This is a genomic window from Veillonella sp. (genome assembly GCF_018381775.1).
Lineage (GTDB): Bacteria > Bacillota > Negativicutes > Veillonellales > Veillonellaceae > Veillonella.
Genome location: NZ_JAGZRH010000004.1, coordinates 1 through 20508, shown reverse-complemented (window position 1 = coordinate 20508; position 20508 = coordinate 1). Strand labels below are relative to the sequence as shown.

19 protein-coding genes are annotated in these 20508 nt (G+C 38.7%); 16 read left to right on the top strand and 3 right to left on the bottom strand.

What is annotated here, in order from left to right; translation table 11 throughout:
- Positions 1-215: 215 nt before the first annotated feature.
- The gene (locus tag KH109_RS03470; protein WP_295215780.1) at positions 216-1403 is read right to left on the bottom strand and encodes a multidrug effflux MFS transporter; all 1188 of its coding nucleotides are present in this window, start codon (positions 1401-1403) and stop codon (positions 216-218) included.
- A gap of 219 nt (positions 1404-1622) precedes the next feature.
- Here KH109_RS03470 and KH109_RS03465 point away from each other — a divergent pair, with 219 nt between their 5' ends.
- A complete protein-coding gene (locus KH109_RS03465; protein ID WP_155087062.1) occupies positions 1623-1907 on the top strand; it encodes a PepSY domain-containing protein in 285 nt (94 codons plus the stop codon).
- 145 nt (positions 1908-2052) lie between these two features.
- Here KH109_RS03465 and KH109_RS03460 read toward each other — a convergent pair whose 3' ends face one another.
- On the bottom strand, positions 2053-3690 hold the full coding sequence (locus tag KH109_RS03460; protein WP_295215777.1) for an L-lactate permease: 1638 nt from the start codon (positions 3688-3690) through the stop codon (positions 2053-2055).
- A gap of 296 nt (positions 3691-3986) precedes the next feature.
- On the bottom strand, positions 3987-5126 hold the full coding sequence (locus tag KH109_RS03455) for an Ldh family oxidoreductase (RefSeq protein WP_156719224.1): 1140 nt from the start codon (positions 5124-5126) through the stop codon (positions 3987-3989).
- 580 nt (positions 5127-5706) lie between these two features.
- Between KH109_RS03455 and KH109_RS03450 the strand changes: the two genes are divergently transcribed.
- From KH109_RS03450 to cysK, 15 genes are all read left to right on the top strand, one after another.
- Positions 5707-7713 (top strand): molybdopterin-dependent oxidoreductase, encoded by a 2007-nt coding sequence (locus KH109_RS03450; RefSeq protein WP_295215773.1) that lies wholly within the window; start codon positions 5707-5709, stop codon positions 7711-7713.
- 190 nt (positions 7714-7903) lie between these two features.
- On the top strand, positions 7904-9235 hold the full coding sequence (gene brnQ / locus KH109_RS03445) for a branched-chain amino acid transport system II carrier protein (RefSeq protein WP_295215771.1): 1332 nt from the start codon (positions 7904-7906) through the stop codon (positions 9233-9235).
- A gap of 142 nt (positions 9236-9377) precedes the next feature.
- Positions 9378-10451 carry an iron-containing alcohol dehydrogenase family protein gene (locus KH109_RS03440; protein WP_295215768.1) on the top strand — a complete coding sequence of 358 codons (1074 nt, stop codon included), beginning with the start codon at positions 9378-9380 and terminating at the stop codon, positions 10449-10451.
- Positions 10452-10495: 44 nt separating this feature from the next.
- Positions 10496-10732: a DUF1653 domain-containing protein gene (locus KH109_RS03435; RefSeq protein WP_005385326.1), complete on the top strand. Its 237-nt coding sequence runs from the start codon at positions 10496-10498 to the stop codon at positions 10730-10732.
- Positions 10733-10740: 8 nt separating this feature from the next.
- Positions 10741-11517 carry an HAD family hydrolase gene (locus KH109_RS03430; protein ID WP_295215766.1) on the top strand — a complete coding sequence of 259 codons (777 nt, stop codon included), beginning with the start codon at positions 10741-10743 and terminating at the stop codon, positions 11515-11517.
- A 126-nt stretch (positions 11518-11643) separates the two neighbouring features.
- Positions 11644-12549 (top strand): DUF3829 domain-containing protein, encoded by a 906-nt coding sequence (locus tag KH109_RS03425; RefSeq protein ID WP_295215764.1) that lies wholly within the window; start codon positions 11644-11646, stop codon positions 12547-12549.
- 176 nt (positions 12550-12725) lie between these two features.
- Positions 12726-13367, top strand: coding sequence for a peptidylprolyl isomerase (locus tag KH109_RS03420; protein ID WP_105084982.1), 642 nt, complete (start codon positions 12726-12728; stop codon positions 13365-13367).
- Positions 13357-13638, top strand: coding sequence for a GIY-YIG nuclease family protein (locus tag KH109_RS03415; RefSeq protein ID WP_295215758.1), 282 nt, complete (start codon positions 13357-13359; stop codon positions 13636-13638). The genes KH109_RS03420 and KH109_RS03415 overlap by 11 nt, the downstream gene beginning before the upstream one ends.
- Positions 13639-13690: 52 nt before the next feature.
- Complete coding sequence (locus KH109_RS03410; protein ID WP_295215755.1) at positions 13691-14149, top strand: DUF1934 domain-containing protein; 459 nt, start codon at positions 13691-13693, stop codon at positions 14147-14149.
- Positions 14115-15848, top strand: coding sequence for an arginine--tRNA ligase (argS, locus tag KH109_RS03405; protein WP_295215752.1), 1734 nt, complete (start codon positions 14115-14117; stop codon positions 15846-15848). Before KH109_RS03410 ends, argS begins: the two co-directional genes overlap by 35 nt.
- A 15-nt stretch (positions 15849-15863) precedes the next feature.
- The gene (locus KH109_RS03400) at positions 15864-17474 is read left to right on the top strand and encodes a CTP synthase (protein WP_295215749.1); all 1611 of its coding nucleotides are present in this window, start codon (positions 15864-15866) and stop codon (positions 17472-17474) included.
- 9 nt (positions 17475-17483) lie between these two features.
- The gene (locus KH109_RS03395; protein WP_295215746.1) at positions 17484-17696 is read left to right on the top strand and encodes a hypothetical protein; all 213 of its coding nucleotides are present in this window, start codon (positions 17484-17486) and stop codon (positions 17694-17696) included.
- Positions 17697-17888: 192 nt separating this feature from the next.
- The gene (gene ahpC / locus KH109_RS03390; RefSeq protein WP_004698190.1) at positions 17889-18452 is read left to right on the top strand and encodes an alkyl hydroperoxide reductase subunit C; all 564 of its coding nucleotides are present in this window, start codon (positions 17889-17891) and stop codon (positions 18450-18452) included.
- Between the two features lie 460 nt (positions 18453-18912).
- Positions 18913-19362, top strand: coding sequence for an Rrf2 family transcriptional regulator (locus tag KH109_RS03385; RefSeq protein WP_004698292.1), 450 nt, complete (start codon positions 18913-18915; stop codon positions 19360-19362).
- Between the two features lie 15 nt (positions 19363-19377).
- Positions 19378-20313 carry a cysteine synthase A gene (gene cysK, locus KH109_RS03380; protein WP_178885568.1) on the top strand — a complete coding sequence of 312 codons (936 nt, stop codon included), beginning with the start codon at positions 19378-19380 and terminating at the stop codon, positions 20311-20313.
- Positions 20314-20508: the final 195 nt, after the last annotated feature.

The following is a 20508-nucleotide window of genomic DNA, read 5'->3' as shown; positions in this document are numbered from 1 at the left end:
AAAAAGAATTAATATATTTTAATTATAGTCTGATAGTCCTACAATGGGACATCTTCATAGCAAAAATTAATAAAAATAGCGGTACCTTTTTCGAAGCGATTTTACGGAACGTAGTGACGTACTGAGCAAGAAGAAGGTACCGCTGTTTTTATACTAAAATTTATTCTATTGTAACGGGGCCCCATTGTAGGGCTCACACAAATGTTTAAAAGAGATTATTCTTTCTCTACTAAGCCATACAAGCACAATAAGGAAAGCACTGCACATACTAGCATTGTAATCCCCATTGGTATACCCGTATGATCCCCACCTATACCAACTAATGGAGATACAATACCTGCAGCAAACATGCTTGCAAAGCCTAGTATGGCAGAGGCACTGCCTGCCATTTTTCCATAGTTAGTCATAGCCATAGAGAAGGAGGCAGAACCGAATAGGGATACTGTACACACCGTAAAGAATAGAATTGTTGTTACAGGAATGAGAGACCATTCAAAAATCATGGCTACTAAGAATAGTAAAGAGCCAATTGTAAGTTCCCATAGACTGAATGTAAGTATTTGACGAGATGTTACGACATTACTTACTCGTCCGCTAATGGCACTGGCCAAGATAATGCCGCAGCTATTGATACCAAAAAGATAACTAAATTCTTGGGCTGAAAGTTGGAAAATATTTTGGTATACAAAGGATGAACCTGAGATATAGGCAAAGAAAGCGCCGAAAGCAAAGAATTGAATTAAAGATTGTCCCAGGAAACGTTTATCTTTGATCAGTGTAAAGTAGTTCTTTATAGCCGTAGCAAGGCCGCCAGTAACGCGTTTTTCTTTTGGTAAGCTTTCACGGAAAAGAAAAGAGCCTACCAATAAAATAGCAGAGAATGCTGCTAAGATAACAAAGATTACACGCCATGTAGTAAATAAGAGCAGTTGACCGCCTACTAGAGGTGCAAGGACTGGTGCGAGGCCGTTAACCATCATGAGTAAGGCAAAAAGTTTTGTTAATTCTTGACCCGATGCAAAGTCTCGAGCAATGGCTTTGGCAATTACAACGCCTACAGATCCGGTTAAACCTTGTAGAAATCTTCCTAGTAAAAGTATTTCGATACTCGGTGCATAGGCACATATAAGGCTAGAAATAACACATAGTAAATTACCTATAATAAGTGGTACCTTACGCCCCATTGTATCACTAATAGGGCCACCAAATAATTGTCCTATTGCAACACCAAAGGTCATAACACCAATGGTCATTTGAATATTTGATGCTGTTGTATTTAATTCGCCTGGCATAATCGGTAATGCAGGTAAATACAGATCTGTTGCAAGCGGTGTAATAGCTGTTAACATGCCAAGGAATACTACCAAGATAAAGGAAACCTTAGCAGAATTTTCTTGAGTCATACAATCCTCCTATCTTAAAATGGGAAAAATAAAAGCCTGCGAATCGCACTTCGCAGACTGCATTTAATTTTTTCTATTTGATACGATGTATTTTACCATGATTAAGAAAAAATATCTATATGAAATATTGAGTTTGCTATATCTCTATTTATAGATTACAATTAGTATATTAATTATATCTAAAAAAATCAATGTGCTTATTGGTGATGGGAGAATTATATGAAATATTTAATAAAAGGTTTTGTGTTAGCTGCAATAGTAGTAATCGGGACCGCTACGGTTTCATCTGTAGAAGCAATTAGTTCTGATGAGGCTGTTCAAAGCGCCTTAGCACGTGTGCCGGGTGCAACAGTTGCAAATGTAACTGAATTCAATCGTGATTATGAAAATGGCCGTTTAGAGTATGAAGGTGAAATTCATTACAATGGTTATGAATATGATTTTGAAATAGATGCAGATACTGGGACCATTACTAAATGGGAAGTAGAGCAAGAGGCTTATTAATAGATTATTACAATTATATGTAGCAAATTAGTGAATTCTAAACTGTATTATCATTAATCTATGTTATATATATAGTATTTTCATATGTGGCAACAAAAAAGAACAGCTCGTGAAGAGCTGTTCTTTTTTGTATTGTTACCAGTTCTTAGAAGAAGAAGTGGTGAATTTCATGGATGAAATGTTGACCGAAGAAGGAGATACAACCATGCATAACGATGAAGATCAAGAAGTATTTGAATGCGCTGTTCATGATAACGCTTGCTTCGATTTCATGTTCTAAGTTGTGAGCTTCTTCAGAACTAATTTCTTTGTGGTTTTCTAGGTATGCTTTCAAAGCAGGACCTACGGCACCAATAGAAATCGCGATGGATTGTGGAGACAACATTTTGCCGATACCAGCGGCACCGGAGTTAACTGCTGCCAACCAGAAGCCAAGATCTTCGAAGTTTGTAGGATCTAAACCTTGAGCTGCAGCGATTTGAAGTGGGCCAAACAATACGTTGGAGTTTGTACCGGAACCAGTCAAGAAGGCACCCAACGCACCTACGATAGGAGCGAATAGAGGGTACAAGGAACCTGTACCGGCAACCATTGCTTTCGCAATATCTGCAGTCATACCAGAGTAAGTCATCAATTTAGCTGTCATAACAACTGTGATGATTGTAAGGTATGTGAATTTCAAGTTTTTAACTGTGGAACCCAATGTACCGAAGATTTCGCCAGCTTTTGCTTTTTGGATGAAACCACCAACAATACCAGCGATGAAGATCATGATACCAGGAGTTGCAATCCATACGAATGTGTAAGGTTTTGCACCAGGACCTTGGTAGATAGGTACAGATGTTTTAATGGACGCAAGAGGACCATTAATTGCAGGGAACAATTTGGAAGTTAATAACAATAATACGAAAATCAAGATGAATGGCATTGCAGCTACAAGGCCTTCGCCACCGGAAACTTTAGGAACTTCGCCAGTTTGTTTAACTGCGTATGCAGGATCATTAGGAGGCATAATTTTTGCACAAATAATGATAACTGCCATGATAACGATGGATGCAGAGATTACGGATAATTCTGGACCCATTACTGCGTTGATTATAGTTTCAGGAATAGCTAATGCTAAACCGGAAAGTAATGTTACAAGGAATACACCTTTTAACGCTTTAACACCGCCACCAATGATCATAACAACGAAGAATGGTGCGATAAGGTTAAGCAAGAATAATTGTACGGAAATGAATGTACCTAAATGGCTTGGATCAAGGCTTGTTAAGGATGCCAATGTAGTTGTTGGAATACCAATGGAACCAAATGTTGTTGGTACAGAGTTTGCAACGAGACATGCAATGATAGATTTTAGCGGGTCAAAACCTACTGCAACCATCATAGCAGCTGGAATTGCAACGGCAGTACCAAAGCCAGCCATACCCTCCATGAAGGCACCGAAGCCCCATGCAAGTAACAATGCAAGTACACGAGTATCAGATGTTACAGAAGAAAGCATTGTTTTAATAGTTTCCATTGCTTTCGTATGTACTACCAAGTTATAAACGAAGATAGCAGCTGTAATAACTAATAGGATTGGCCAGATTGCCAATGCGGCACCTTCAAGGGCACCAGTGACCATAATAAATGGGTCAGATTGGAATGCTGTAATAGCGATGATGAAAGAACCGATTGCAGCAACACTTGTTGCTTGCCATGCTGGTAATTTCAAGATGGATAACGCTACGATCAACCAAATGATTGGAGATAGCGCTAATAGAACGGTGATAGCACTCATTTCTAAAATCATCCTTTCAAGAAAAATAAAAATATATGCTTAACAGGACGATGTAGCTTAATCAATTTAATTGATGAGTAAATCGCTATTGTATTAAGTTGTAAAAGTTCAGTTAAAATAAAGAATTACAATAAAATAACAGATATACTTATCATAAAAAGTGATATGTTTCTTAAAAATTTTTAACCTCATTACACATGAGGTTAAGAATATAAGAGAGGGGACATAAACAGTGTTTATGTCCCCTTCTTTACCGACTACATGTCCGTGTTAGGGCCTTTGTAAGGTCTTAGGTATTAGTAGTTACCTTTGAACATTGTAGCAGGAGCTTCTGGTACATAATCGCCGAAGTAGGATTTGAAGTCTAAACCTAATTCATTGCAAAGGTCTTGAACTTCAAGCATTGTACCGTTAAGTACAGGGATGCCTTCAGCTTTAACTTTAGCAACAGATTCATGTTCTTTTTCGCCATGAGTGTAGATACGGTCTTGACCTTGTGCTTTAGGAGCTTCACGTAATTCTTGTAAGAATTGGGAGAAGTGTTTTTTGATTTCAGCTGGGTCACCGAAGAATTCAGGGTTGATAGCCATGAAGCCGTGGCAGATATTGGATTTACCGCCAACCATACATTTGTTGGAAGTACCACCTTGGGACAAGATGGAGGAGAATAATTCAGCAATCATGCCGTTACCATAACCTTTGTGGCCGCCAAGAACTTCTGTAGCACCACCTAAAGGAAGGATACCGCCGCCTTCATGACGGGAGATGTTGCCCAATACTTCAGCTGCATCAGTGGAAGGAACGCCGTCTTTATTAACAGCCCAACCATCTGGAGTAGCTTTGCCCATTTTGTTGTACATTTCAAGTTTACCACGAGTTACTACTGTAGTGGAGCAATCGAAGAAGAAGTCAACAGGATCAGCAGGTACAGTCCAAGCGATAGGGTTAGAACCAAGCATAGCTTTACGAGCATATACAGGAACCATGATTGCTTCGGAGTTTGTACAAGAGAAACCGATTAAGCCTTGGTCGGATGCCATTTTAGCATAGTAACCAGCGATACCATAGTGGTTGGAGTTACGTACGGATACGATACCAACACCGGATTTTTTAGCTTTTTCGATAGCCATTTCCATAGCCATGTGGCCCAAGATTTGGCCCATGCCGTCATGACCGTCGATAACTGCGGAAATTGGAGTTTCTTTTACGATTTCAGGTTTTGCGTCGATTTTGATCAAGCCATTAGTGATACCTTTGTGGTAACGAACCATACGTTGCATACCATGGCTTTGAATACCGAACAAGTCGGAAGTCAAAAGTACGTCTTGGATGATGTCAGCTTCTTTTTCGGAGAAACCGAATTTTTGGAAAGCGTCCATGCTTAATTTTTTCAATGTTTCATAAGGGAATAACACAGTGTTTTTTGCGTCTGCCATCGTTAAAACCTCTTTTCAGAAAATATGTACCTGATATAGTAACGTCACTCTAAAATATCATGAAGTTTAAATGATATCTGGTGAGCTCTATATCCTCTCAAATGACAATGTCAGTATAGCACAGAAAGAAGTGAGATTGAATAGTCTTACAGTCTGAAACACATTACTAAATACGCATACGTACCGGTGATGTTTGTCACATATTCCGAGGTCGATTACTGAAACATCCGATTATACCTAAAACTATATGGTTATGACTTTTAGTTATGATTGCATGATTTTTTTATAGATTTTCAGTATTTTTATAGAGCTTATTAGTATATCTGTTTAGGCTTTGAGCAAGAATGAGAATGGATAAACATCGATAAAACTTGAAATGTTCAATAACATATATAAAAATTTTTGATATGTATAGCAACGTATTGTGATAACTGAATGTATTGATATGCATGATATGCAATGATTTTAATCTTTGTGAAGATAGAAAATGTGTTAAAGGTTACACTTATACAGACAATGCTGTAATATAATATAAATATACATCCTATAGTTTATATAATTTATAAGCGAGGTGCTTATTTTGAAAGAATACAAATCAGTATGTCCTTATGATTGCCCAGATGCATGTGGTCTAATCGTATCGGTAGAGAACAATAGAGTAGTATCTGTTCGTGGTAATAGAGATCATGCTTTTACAAGAGGTACATTGTGCCCTAAAATGGCGCATTACGAACAAGTGGTTCATTCTCCATTGCGTTTACAGTACCCAATGAAACGGATTGGTAAAAAAGGAATCGGTGAAGACCAATATATACGTATCAGTTGGGATGAGGCATTAGATACCATTGTTAATAATTTTAAAGAAACTATTAGTACTCATGGCAGTGAAAGTATTTTGCGCTACTCCTATGCAGGTACGATGGGTGTGATTCAAAGCCCAGCAGCAGATTACTTTTTCCGCCGTATTGGTGCTACAGACCAGGACCGTGGTATTTGCTCCCCTGCAAAACAGGCAGGATTCCGCGCTGTTTATGGCGATACACTAGCCATTAAACCGCAAGAGGCACAACATAGTGATTTAATTGTTTTATGGGGCATTAATGCCACTGCTACTGATGTTCATATCTTACATGATGTAAACATAGCAAAAAAGAATGGCGCTCGAGTTTGGATTATTGATACTCATAAAACATATACCTTTAATCAAGCTCATGAACATATTTACGTAAAACCTGGTAGTGATGGCGCCTTAGCGTTAGGTATGCTTCATATTATTCATCGAGACGGTTTAGCAGATATAGATTTTATTAAGAAACATGTACAAGGTTATGATGAACTCGTAAACGATGTGTTGCTTGATTTTACACCGGAAAAAGCAGCTGAACTTTGTGGCGTTTCCGTAGAGCGTATGATTGAGTTTGCCCATGCATATGCTAAAGCTAAGGCTCCATTTATACGTCTTGGCAGTGGGTTATCACGCTATGGGAATGGTGCTATGAACTGTCGTGCTATTAATGCATTACCTGCTGTAGTTGGAGCTTGGCAATATTTAGGCGGTGGCTTATTATCGAGTGCTAGTGGTAGTAAGTTTGTGGGCAAAGAAGTGATGCAACAGGCTCATGTGGATGCACCAGCAAAGCGATTGATGCCTATGATTAAACTAGGTGAAATGCTTACAAACCCATCAGGTACAGCTGTGCATAGTCTTTATGTATTCTCTAGTAATCCGGCTATAACAGCACCTGATCAAAATGTAGTGCGAAAAGGCTTGATGAGAGATGATTTATTTACGGTTGTTCACGAACGCTTCTTTACCGACACATGTAAATACGCCGATATTGTATTGCCCGCCACAACATCAGTAGAACATGACGATATATATAACTCCTATGGGCACTATACAATTGGAACGGGTTATAAATTAATCGATCCTATTGGCGAATCACGCTCTAACTGGCAAGTGATTTCTGAATTAGCTAAACGTATGGGACTTACAGATGAATTCTTTAAGCATAGTGAACGAGATTTAATAGACCAAATTGTAAGTGCGTCGCACCGTATTTCTAAGGATGATCAAAATTTAATTCTCCAAGGTGAACCAGTAGAGATGACGTTGCCTGAAAATTATAAATTAGATTTTAAAACGCCATCTGGAAAGATTGAGTTATATAATCCACATGATGTGGAGCCACTAATTCGTTATTTACCGCCTTATGGAGATAATGCACCATTCTGGCTTATTATCGGCAATGATATTCGCATTTTAGATTCTAGCTTCTGTGAGTTAGAATTTGATGATCCTGAATTGATGAAACTACGCATCAATCCTAAAGATGCAAAAGTATATAACATTAATGATGGCGACGAAGTGGAAATCTATAATCAACGTGGTAGTGTAAGAATTAAAGGTTACTACGATGAAGATGTACAACGTGGTACATTGGTAACCCTTGGTGTATGGTGGCAATCACAATCTAGTGATCCTAATGTAGGTATTAATGTACTTACAGCAGACAGACCTACTGATCAAGGTTGGGGTAGTACATTCTATGATGTGCAAGTTCACATCAAAAAGGCTGATGTGTAAGGTGAATATATAAAAGAGATAACCATAATAAATACTATATAGTATTTATTATGATGTTTAATTCCTTTTACTTAAGGGAATAATATTATGCCGATATATCATAACAAGGATATTTTTATTGCATACACATCCTCATTAGGATTATAATAGTAATATTATTTCTATATATAACCTGAAGGGGGTTACGTTTATGAATGGTAATGAAAAATTATCTGCCCGTGCCTATTGGGCTATAGGCATGATGTTATTCGCCCTATTCTTTGGGGCAGGGAACTTGATCTTCCCAGCGGCCTTAGGTCAACATGCTGGTGATAACGTGGGTTGGGCTTTGTTCGGCTTTGTGTTAACCGGTGTAGGCCTTCCACTATTAGGTGTTGTAGCTATGGGCTACTCGTCTTGTAAAGATGTTGAAGAGTTAGCGAGTCGTGTTCATCCAATTTATGGCTTAATATACACTATCGCACTTTACTTGAGTATTGGGCCTATGTTTGCCACACCGCGTACTGGTACAGTAGCTTATGAAATTGCGATTAAGCCATTTGCTGAAGGCTTGCATATGAATATGGAACCCATATTCCTCGCCATATTCTTTGGTGTATCTTTATGGTTATCCATTAGCCCTCACAAGCTTGTAAATCGCATTGGTAACATTTTGACTCCAGCTTTATTGTTAGTTATCTTGTTACTTATTGTTAAATCCTTTATTACGCCAATTGGTGGTTATCCATTGCCACAACCAGCGTATGGAGATGCACCTACTGCTGTGTTACAAGGATTCTTAGATGGCTATAATACAATGGATGCGTTAGCTTCTGTAGTATTTGCTATTCTTGTTATCGACTTTGTTCGACTTAGTGGCGCTACAAATCATGAAGTAATTACTAAAACCGTGATGGAAGTTGGTGCTATTGCCGTAGGTCTTCTCGGTATTGTGTATGTATTTATCGCTAACATTGGTGCTACTAGTGTTGAACGTTTTGGTCTATTCGATACAGGGGCGCCTGTCCTTTCTACAAGTGCTAACTATTTATTTGGTGATTTTGGACAAATAATTCTGGCTATTATCGTTCTCTTGGCTTGTTTGTCTACAAGTATCGGTTTAATTACTTCTTGTGGTACATACTTCCATAAGTTGACACCGAAGATTAGCTACAAGTTATATGTAGTAATCTTCTCTGTTGCGGCATTCGGTCTTAGTATGTTTGGCTTGAAGACAATCATCAGTGCTGCCATTCCTGTGTTAATGTTGTTGTATCCGTTGACAATTGTAATCATTTTACTCGCATTAATTAACGATGTCTTTGGTGGTCGTCGTTGTATATATGCATGGACAATTGGTCTTACAATGATCTCTGCACTTATGACTGGCTTAGAAACCGCTGGTATTGCACCAGATGCTTTAGAGGGGTTATTTACTCAATATATTCCATTCCAAGCGGCAGGTATGGGCTGGGTGAGCTTTGCAATACTCGGGTTTATTGTAGGTCTTATCCATAAAGGGCTCGTGTCCGAAAATAAATAATAGTATTAATGGTTCTATACTTTCGTTTTTGGTGAAAGTATAGAACCTTTTTGTGTCTTAAGGGTTGTCATATAAAATTGATTTTGTGAGTAGAAGTTTCTATAATAAGAATATAGATAATGAAAGAAGGAAGGAAGATTTTATGCGTAGTACTCATTGTTTACCTAGTTATAGTTTTGGCGGTCATGAGGTGTTTGACGCTATTCCCAAATTTACAAAATTATATGGTAAGTCTGTAGCTATCATCGGTGGTGAGACAGCTCTTTCTAAAGCTTTGCCACACATTCGTCCAGTGCTTGATAAAGCAGGGATTAAAGTGCTAGATATTATTCACTTTGGTGGAGAGTGTACTTTCGCTCGAGGTAAGGAAATTGCACAAATGGCTTCTGTAAAAGATGCGGACTTTATGTTTGCTGTTGGTGGCGGTAAGGCCATGGATACGGTAAAAGTAGTAGCTCTAGAGTTAGATGATAAACCATTCTTTACAATTCCGACCATTGCCTCTACTTGTGCTGCAACGTCAGAAGTAGCAGCTGTATACACTGCAGAGCATACTTTTGATGACGTAGCCTTTGTAAATCATCCTCCTGTGCACTGCTTTATTGATGCTGATATTCTCGTAGAAGCACCAAGCCGTTACTTGTGGGCGGGAATGGGAGATACTATTGCAAAACACTATGAAACTCATCTTTCTGCTCGCAATCGTGAGCAAGATTATAATACTCAGTTAGGCCTTACTCTAGCTTCTATGTGTAGTGAACCAATTTTAGCACATGGTATACAAGCCTATAAAGACAGTCAAGCTAAAAAACGTAGTGATGCATTTGATACTATTGCTATGACTGTTATCTTTACTACCGGTATTGTATCGGGTTGTGTTCCTATGGCATATAATAGTAATATGGCTCATGCTGTATGTTATGGCTGTGTTACTAATAAAGAAACAGAAGAAAACCATTTGCATGGTGAAATGGTAGCATATGGCTTACTTATTTTGTTAACCGTTGACCAACAAATGGATGAATTACAACGGTGGTTGCCAATATACCGCGAATTAGGTTGGCCTACTAAACTTTCACAGTTAGGTCTTACTGTATCGCATATTCCTCAAATTGTTGAAAAGGCTACATCTGTTCATGATATTGATGTATCTCCGTACAAAATTACAGCAGATATGTTGACTAAGGCTATTCAATACATGGAATCTCTTGATTAATATAATTTGTAACCGTTTGTGTATGTTATGTGATGAGGTTATAAATGCGAAAAATTGTAAAGGGTGGCTTATATCGTCATTTTAAAGGCATGTACTATTATGTGTTAGATGTTGCAACTCATTCGGAAACGAGTGAACAGTTCGTAGTGTATCAAAAATTATATGATCAACGTGACTTATATGTACGACCACTAGATATGTTTTTGAGTGATGTGGATCAAGAAAAATATCCTGATGTAGAGCAGAAAGAGCGATTTAAGTTAATGAGCGGACGTGATTAGGAGGGCCTGTGGAACAGAAATTTTTCTTTTTCGATATAGACAATACCTTAGCTGTGTGGCCGGAAGGTAAAATTCCTGACAGTGCTCAATATAGCTTAGATGAATTAAAGCGCCGTGGTCATAGGGTGGCACTAGCGACAGGCCGTATCCAAGTAGATGCAAAGCGTTTTGCTGAGCAAGCAGGTCTTACAGATTTTGTAGCAGATGGCGGACATAGTGTTACTGTTAATAATGAACTAGTGTCCATGATTGGCATGGATCGTGATGCATGCATTAACTATTTGGAATATTTAGAGTCCCATAATATTCCTTGGGCTGTAACAGATCGGAATAAATTAGGCCGAATTACGCCGTATAAGGAGATATTAGATTGGCATCCGAATTGGGATGTTTTTAAAACGACAGTAGATCCTAATTTTGACTTTCATAATGTAGAAGAGTTTTATAAGATTTATGTGTTCTTTAAAGAAGGGGAAGAAGAGGAAAAAGAAATTGAGCATATGACGCATAAGCTCATTCGTTATGGCGATGGCTGTGTTTTATATGAACCAATGGAAAAAGCTTTGGGTGTTCGCAATATGCTTGATCATTTTGGTATGAAACCTAATCAAGCCGTAGTGTTTGGTGACGGATATAATGATTTGTCTATGTTTAGACCAGAATGGCTTAATATTGCCATGGGGAATGCACGTGCTGAATTAAAAGAAAAAGCCGATTATATCACTACCGACTGTGATAAGAATGGTATTTATAATGCGTGTAAGCATTTCAAGTGGATTGATTAGTTTGAGTTAATTCCTGTAAGTTATGTGAATTATAATGTTTGGTAACCGTAGCTACAGATTTGTGGTAGATTAATTAGTATAATGCGCTTAGATTCATACTTGTGTATTTATAGGAGAAGAGAAGTCATGAATAACAAACGCAAATTTTTTACCACTTTACTATGTGTAGCAACCCTGACGACAGGTCTATTGATTTCTGGTTGTAGTGTTAATAAGGTAAGTAATCTTGGCTCTGCTGTATCCTCTGTAGTCGGTGATAATGATGAGAAGGCGGCTGCAAAGCTTAATACTCTCATCGATGCAACTAACCAGTTCAATAGCAATAATGCGGCATTTGCTCAATTCCAAGCAGACGGTTTGGCGCAATTAAAAGGTGGTTTCCAAGAAGGTGCTATTACTAATCAACCTCACTATGACAGATTACAAGACGCTTTGGAAAAATCTAAAAAAGAAGGTTCTACATTCAAAGATCTTGATGCAGAACGGGACAATCTATTGAACGTTCTTAATGAATTAGTGCCAGTATATAAAGAGTTGACTTCTTATAATGACTCTAAAGCCTATATGAACGATGGTGGTGCTAAAGGTAAAGAGTTAGCTGCTAAATATGTAGCTTCTGTAGAAAAATTTGATGCAGCGTATGCTAAATTTAGTGATGTTCTTACAAAAACTAACAATGAACAAACTCAAAAACAAGTTGAAAAATTGAAAAAAGAAGGCAAGAAAGGTTATGCGGCAGCAATGGAATCTACGCTTCGCTTGACTAACCTTGTAGAAAACCTTGAAAAAGCTCCTCAAAAAGCTGATAAGGCAGCTGTAGAAAAAGAGCTTTCAGAAATCGATGCATTGCTCAAGAGTGTGAATAATGATCGTGGCCAAGTTCTGGTTGATCGTTACAATTCCGTAGTCGGTTCCGTACGTCAAGTACTTGCAGATTCAAACGAAAACAATCTTGACGAAATGATTCAATCCTTCAATGCTTATATTGATACTTATAATAGTACGAACCCAGAACAATTTGATGGTAAATAATGGATAATATATAACTGAAAGTATAAGGTTATATAAATTGGTAAATTTAATAATTATTTAAACCAAATTTTCTCTAAAACATGATATACTAAAAAAGAGCCGCTCACGGGTTGAGCGGCTTTTCTATGTGAATTTTACATACATGTTAGTATATACGATATATTTTTGGGGGAACTATGAACTGGAAACGCTTGGCTTTATGCGCAATGTTAGGGATTACAATGCTTGGGACAGCGGCATGTGGTACAAAAAGTGGGGAACAACCACAAGGAAATACTGTAAAAGCAGAAACGGTAGCTATGCCTAACTTCTCTAACGCACCAATTGCTGATGAATACGCTATTTTTGATACAAATTATGGTCAATTCAAAGTTCGATTGTTAGGCTCTAAAGCACCTATTACTGTAAAAAACTTTGATTACCTAGTAAAAAAAGGTTTCTATAATGGTGTTACATTCCACCGCGTTATTGAAGGTTTTATGATTCAAGGTGGGGATCCAGATGGTACAGGTGCTGGTGGTCCTGGTTATACAATTCCTGATGAGTTCTCCAATGATTTACATTTCAACAAAATGGGCGTTCTTGCTATGGCAAATCGAGGCCCTAATACAGGGGGCTCTCAATTCTTCATTACCTTGGGACCTACAGATTGGTTAGATAACAAACACACTATCTTTGGCACTGTAGTACAAGGCATGGATGTAGTTGAAAAAATCGGCAAAGTAAAAACTGGTCGCAATGATAAGCCTGTAGAACCAGTAATCATTAATACCATTACATTGGAACCGATTACTGATGATGCGAAAAATGGCAAATAAGGAGGCTAAGTCTGAAGAACGACACTATGTGTATTTAGTGCGTTGTTCTGATGATTCCTTGTATTGTGGGTGGACCACCGATATTGAGCGCCGTATAGAGGCTCATAATGGGCTCGTTCCAGGCGGTGCTAAGTATACGAGAGGGCGACGTCCTGTTGAATTGGTGTATTCTGAAAGCTTTCACAATAAACAAGATGCACAACGTAGAGAATATGCCATAAAACAGATGACAAAGACTAAGAAATTGCGACTCATTGAGGGTGCAAAATAGTCCTTGATTATGGTATAATATGATGATTAATTACTGCCATGGAGGTTACGAAATGAAGCGGGTTCTAGTGTCCGTAAAAAGTGTACAACGAGATATGGACGGCAAGGATACCGTAGTGGAGCTGATTTCCCCTGGTACGTCACATAAAAAGGGTAATACACAATATGTGCGTTACGAAGAATCTAGTGTGACTGGCTTAGATGGGGTTAAGACGACCATTAAAATCCATGATGATTCAATTGTGCTGCTTCGTACAGGGGCGGTTAATATGCGTCATCAATACGTCCGTGGTGAAGAGCGCGAATCCGTGTATGAAACACCGTATGGTGATTTGCACATGGCCGTGAACACTCATGAATTAACAGTAGACTTTCACGAAGGCGTAGGTCATGTTCATTTAGGATATGATATTTCTGTCGAAGGTGAATGGCAATTTTATAATCAGTTAGATATAGACGTGCGGGAGGATACAGAGCATGGACATGAAGGAAATCCTGAAATCGGGGATTGAACAGGCATTACAAGATACGATTAACAGTGGTGGCTTACCAGCTGGTGAATATCCAGAAATCGTTCTCGAAGTGCCACCTCAAAAAGAATTCGGTGATTTTTCTACAAATATCGCGATGCAATCCGCTCGTGTAGCTCGTCAAAACCCTCGTGCTATTGCAGAGGCTTTGATTAGCCATATGAATTTTGATTGGCTTGAACGTGCTGAGGTTGCTGGTGCAGGTTTCATCAACTTCTTCTTGAAATCTGATATGGTGTACGATACGTTGAAAGCTATTTTAAATGCTGGCGATCAGTATGGTATTCAACCATTGCGTGCACGCGATACGATTCAAGTAGAGTACGTAAGTGCGAACCCAACAGGTCCTTTACATGTAGGTCATGGTCGTGGTGCTGCGTATGGTAGTGCTCTTGTAAACTTGTTGCGTGCAGCAGGTTATAATGTACAGTCTGAGTACTATATCAATGATGCAGGTAACCAAATCGATAATATGGCTATCTCCATTGAGTACCGTTTCCAAGAGTTGCAAGGTGCTACATTAGTGTTCCCACCTAAGCGCAACGAAGATGGTTCCATGCCTGAATTCGATATTCCAGAAGGGGCTCTCGTGTTCCCTGAAAATGGCTACCGTGGTCCTGATATTATCGAGACTGCAAAAGCTATTGCTGAACGCGAAGGCTTTGATAAATTGAATGCTATGAACGAAGCTGATCGTGTAGCATTGTTTAAAGAAGAGGGCTTAAAAGAAAAATTAGCTCGCTTAGAGGAAACATTAAGCAATTTCCGTGTTACTTTCGATAATTGGTTCTCTGAACGTACTGTTCATGAAGCTGATGAAATTCATCACTCCGTAGAGGCGTTAAAGGCTCTTGGCAAAGTGTATGAAAAAGACGGTGCATTGTGGTTGAAATCTACTGACTATGGCGATGATAAAGACCGTGTAGTTATTCGTGATAATGGAGTTCCTACATATTTAGCGGCAGATATTGCATACCACCGCAATAAATATGATCGTGGCTTCAAAGAAATGATTGATATTTGGGGCGCTGACCATCATGGTTATGTATGCCGTGTAAAAGCTGCTATGGCTGCTTTTGGGTATGACCCAGATAAACTAACAGTATTATTGTTACAAATGGTAGCATTGTTCCGCGATGGACAACTCGTTAAATTATCAAAACGTAGCGGCGATAGCGTTACATTAGATGAATTGATTGAAGAGGTTGGCGTAGATGCATCTCGTTACTTCTTCTTGATGCGTTCTCTAGATAGCCAACTTGATTTTGATATTAACTTGGCTAAATCTCGTAGCAATGATAACCCAGTGTATTATATCCAATATGCTCATGCTCGTATTCACAGCATTTACAACCAAGTGCGTGAAGCTGGCATCGCATTTGGCGATTATAGTGAAACTGATTTCACAACGCTTACAAGCGAAATGGAATTAGAATTGATTAAAAAATTAGCTGAATATCCAGAAGAGGTCGTTCAATCTGCCGAACATCGTGCACCACATCGTATTGCTCGTTACTTATTCGATTTGGCAAGCATGTTCCATTCCTTCTACCGTCAAGGTCGTATCATTGGCGTAGATCCGGCGTTGCAACAGGCTCGTCTAGGATTAATCACAGCGATCGCCCTCGTACTTCGTCAAGGCTTGGGTATTTTAGGTATTTCTGCTCCGGAAAAAATGTAATAGGTGGGAGGCATCATGGCAACTAAGTATATTTTCGTAACTGGCGGCGTTGTTTCTTCTCTTGGTAAAGGGATTACAGCAGCATCCTTGGGTCGCTTGCTTAAAAACCGCGGTTTCAATGTAACGATTCAAAAATTTGACCCATACATTAATATTGACCCTGGTACGATGAGCCCTTACCAACACGGTGAAGTATTCGTAACAGATGACGGTGCTGAAACTGACCTTGATTTGGGTCACTATGAACGCTTTATCGATATTAACCTTAGTAAACGTTCCAACATTACAGCAGGTAAAGTGTACTGGTCTGTAATCAATAAAGAACGTAAAGGTGATTACTTGGGCAGCACTGTACAAGTAATTCCACACATTACAAATGAAATCAAACAAAACGTATACCGCGTAGGTAAAGAGGATAACGCAGATGTAGTTATCACTGAAATCGGTGGTACTGTAGGTGATATTGAAAGCTTGCCATTCATGGAAGCTATCCGCCAAGTGAAAAAAGACGTAGGTCGTAATGATGTACTTTACATTCACGTAACATTGGTGCCTTATATCAATGCAGCAGGCGAGTTGAAAACTAAACCTACACAACATAGCGTAAAAGAATTGCGCAGCATTGGTATTCAACCAGATATCTTGGTATGTCGCAGCGAAAAACACATTTCTGATGAAATGAAAGAAAAACTTGCTTTATTCTGCGACGTAGAACCAGAAGCAGTTATTGAAAACCAAACTTGCAGCTCCATCTATGAAGTACCATTGATGATGCAAGATCAAGGTCTTGATGATATTGTTATCAAAAAATTAGGCCTTGAAGAACGCCCTTGCGATATGACTGAATGGAAAGAAATGGTTCATAAAATCTTGAACCCTAGTAAAGACATTACAGTGGCTATCGTTGGTAAATATGTAGCATTACATGATGCGTATTTATCCGTAGTGGAAGCATTAGATCATGCTGGTATCGCTACAGGTACTAAAGTTAACCTTCGTTGGATTGACTCTGAAGAACTAGATGATACATCTGTAGATCCTAAAGAAGTGTATGAAGGTGTTGATGGTATCATAGTACCTGGTGGATTTGGTTCCCGTGGTGTAGAAGGTAAAATCCGCACAATTCAATATGCTCGTGAAAACAATGTTCCATTCCTTGGTTTATGCCTTGGTATGCAATCTGCAGTAATGGAATTTGCTCGCAACGTATGCGGTATGGAAGGTGCTACATCTAGCGAATTCGACGAAAATGCTAAATACAAAGTAATCGACTTGATGAGTGATCAAGTGGATGTAGATAAAAAAGGCGGTACAATGCGTCTTGGTATCTATCCTTGCAAAGTAGAAGCAGGTACAAAAACTCATGAAGCCTATGGCGAAGATTTGATTTATGAACGTCATCGTCACCGCTATGAGTTTAACAATGAATATCGTCAACAATTGACTGATGCGGGCCTTGTTATCTCTGGTACATCTCCAGATGGTCGCCTTGTGGAAAGTATTGAAGTGAAGAACCATCCATTCTTCATTGGTACACAAGCTCATCCAGAGCTTAAATCCCGTCCGAATAATGCACATCCATTATTCCGCGGTTTCGTAGATGCGATTTTGGAACTAAAAAAATAGAGTAGAGCTATGGGATCTCTTTTATCTATTATAGGTATCTTTATATTAGCTGCACTTAAATTAGAGCAGTTTGTATATGGTAAATCGGGTAAAGAACAGTCTACAACTGGACATGTGACGCGACGTAGTATTGCTAATATAGCAGGATTTATTGCCTTTGATCACGCTATAAGTAGTAAGTCTGTTGTAGTACGTAAAAAGAAGAAAGATGCTCAGAAATGAGCATCTTTCTTCTTTTTTATTTACATCGAAAAGTATTGGAAAAATATATCGATAAATTTAAAAATAACACTTGCAATCTTGAATGATATTTGTTATTATATAGACAAAGATAGATATAGATATAGATTTGGTGATAAGTACACCGATAATAATATAACTGTTACATTGGAACTCAATTAAGGAGGACATAACATGTCTATTATTGGTAAACAACTTCCTGAATTTACTCTAGATGCTTTCAAAAAACCTGAATTAGTAAAAGTTAGTACTGCCGATGTGTTGGGCAAATGGTCCATCTTCGTATTCTATCCAGCAGACTTCACATTTGTTTGCCCTACAGAATTAGAAGACGTACAAAACTCTTATGCAGAATTGAAAGAACTAGGTTGCGAAGTTTATTCCGTATCTTGTGACTCTGAATTCGTTCACAAAGCATGGTCTGATGCTTCTCCAAGCATTAATAAAATCGAGTACTACATGTTAGCTGATAAAAAACATGAATTAGCTGATTTCTTCGACGTATTCCAAGAAGAATCTGCTATGGCTTACCGTGGTACATTCGTAGTAGATCCAGAAGGTTTCGTTCGTACAGCTGAAATTCATGATATGGGTATCGGCCGTTCTGCTGAAGAATTGGTTCGTAAAGTACAAGCGGCTCAATTCGTAGCAAAACATGGTGACCAAGTGTGCCCTGCACGTTGGAAACCAGGTAAAGACACATTGAAACCAGGTCTTGATCTAGTAGGTAAAATCTAATTTAGAAATAACTTAAACGCTAGAATAATCTAGACAACTCCTCAAATGACAAAACGGGCGCGCATCGTTTTCCTGACGATACGGTAAGTCCCAATACCAGATGAACCCTCTCCAATTCATCATGGTAAACCTCATATAACAAACTACAAACTATACGCAAAAGGACTGGCCTTCGGGCTAGTCCTTTTGTGTTATGTAAAATAGTTAATGTATCGATAGGTGTGATTGCAAGTCTAATAATAGAATAAAATAAATCAATAATATAGGCTTAGGCCAATAAATATAAGGGTTTTAAATACCCCCTTGTAAAAGTAGGAAATAAGTTCTTGCATTTTTAGATTTAGTGGTCTATAATGAAATTAATTCCTAGTGATACACAAGGTTTTATAAATGAAGTAGGATAAGTGCTTTATAACATGGGGTGTGTTAGCACTAACTTTTACAAAGAGAGGCAAGATATATGAGGATTTCCACAAAAGGTCGCTATGCATTGATGGTTCTCATCGATTTAGCAGAGCAAGGTCAGGATAAACCGGTTTCCTTGCGATCCGTTGCAGAACGACAAGGTATATCTGAGAAATACCTTGAGGGTATTGTGGCTCGTTTGGGTGCCGCTAACCTAGTGGATAGTATTCGTGGTAAATACGGAGGCTATCGCTTATCTAAAAGCCCTAAAGAGTACACTATTATTGAAATTTTGCTTGCCACGGAAGAATCCATGGCTATCATCTCCACTCTTGATGAAGGGGTGAGTACTGATACAGTAATCAATGAACGAACTGTTGGTTTCTGGGCAGGATTACAAAACTATATTCATGATTATCTAGAAAACGTAACTCTTCAAGATGTAATTGATGGAACTTACGCTAAACTTGATACAAAATATGATAATTGGGATGGTTCTATTTAATAAGGAGTAACTATTATGTCTAATATTGCAAAATCTTTCGTTGAATTAATTGGTAAAACACCTTTGTTGGCAGCTACACGTTTTGGTAAAAAATATGGCGCAGATGCAAATATTTTTGCTAAATTGGAATACTTTAATCCAGGTGGCTCTGTTAAAGATCGTATTGCTGCAGCAATTATTCAAGCAGCTGTTGAATCTGGTGAATTACAACCAGGTGGTACAATCGTAGAAGCAACATCTGGTAACACTGGTATCGGTTTATCCGCTGTTGGTGCTGCTCTTGGCTATAAAGTTGTAATCGTAATGCCAGAAACAATGTCCATCGAACGCCGTAAATTGATGCTTGGCTATGGTGCTCAACTCGTGTTGACTGATGGCTCTCTTGGTATGAAAGGTGCTATTGCAAAAGCTAAAGAAATCGTAACAGCTACAGCTGGTGCAATCGAGGCGGGTCAATTCGTAAATCAAGCAAACCCAGCAATTCACTATAAAACAACTGGTCCTGAAATCTGGCAAGATACAGATGGTGCAGTAGATATCTACGTAGCTGGTGTTGGTACAGGCGGTACTTTGACTGGTGCAGGTCGTTATTTAAAAGAACAAAACCCTGACGTAAAAATTGTGGCTGTTGAACCAACTGATTCCCCAGTATTGTCCAATGGCAAACCTGGTCCTCACAAAATCCAAGGCTTAGGCGCTGGCTTTATTCCGGATACTTTGGATACTAATATTTACGATGAAGTAATCCAAGTAACTAACGATGATGCATTCGCTACATCTCAAGCATTTGGACATACAGAAGGTATCTTAGTTGGTATTTCCTCTGGTGCTGCTCTTTGGGCTGCTCAAGAATTGGCTAAACGTCCTGAAAATAAAGGCAAAAACATCGTAGTAATTCTTCCTGATACAGGCGAACGCTACTTGTCTACAGCTTTATTCCCTGAAGTGTAATAGAATATGATTGGTGAAAGCTGTGAATATGCTTTCCTGATATAGCAAAGCCCCTCGTTTTGAGGGGCTTTTTCGTGCTTAGCATAGTGGAAGTTTAGGGTTATAGGACAAAAAGTGTGTGTGACTAATCCCAATAAGTTGGAAAATCTGTAGACATATGTAGCTCATTCCAAACAGGAGCATCACCCCATTGAG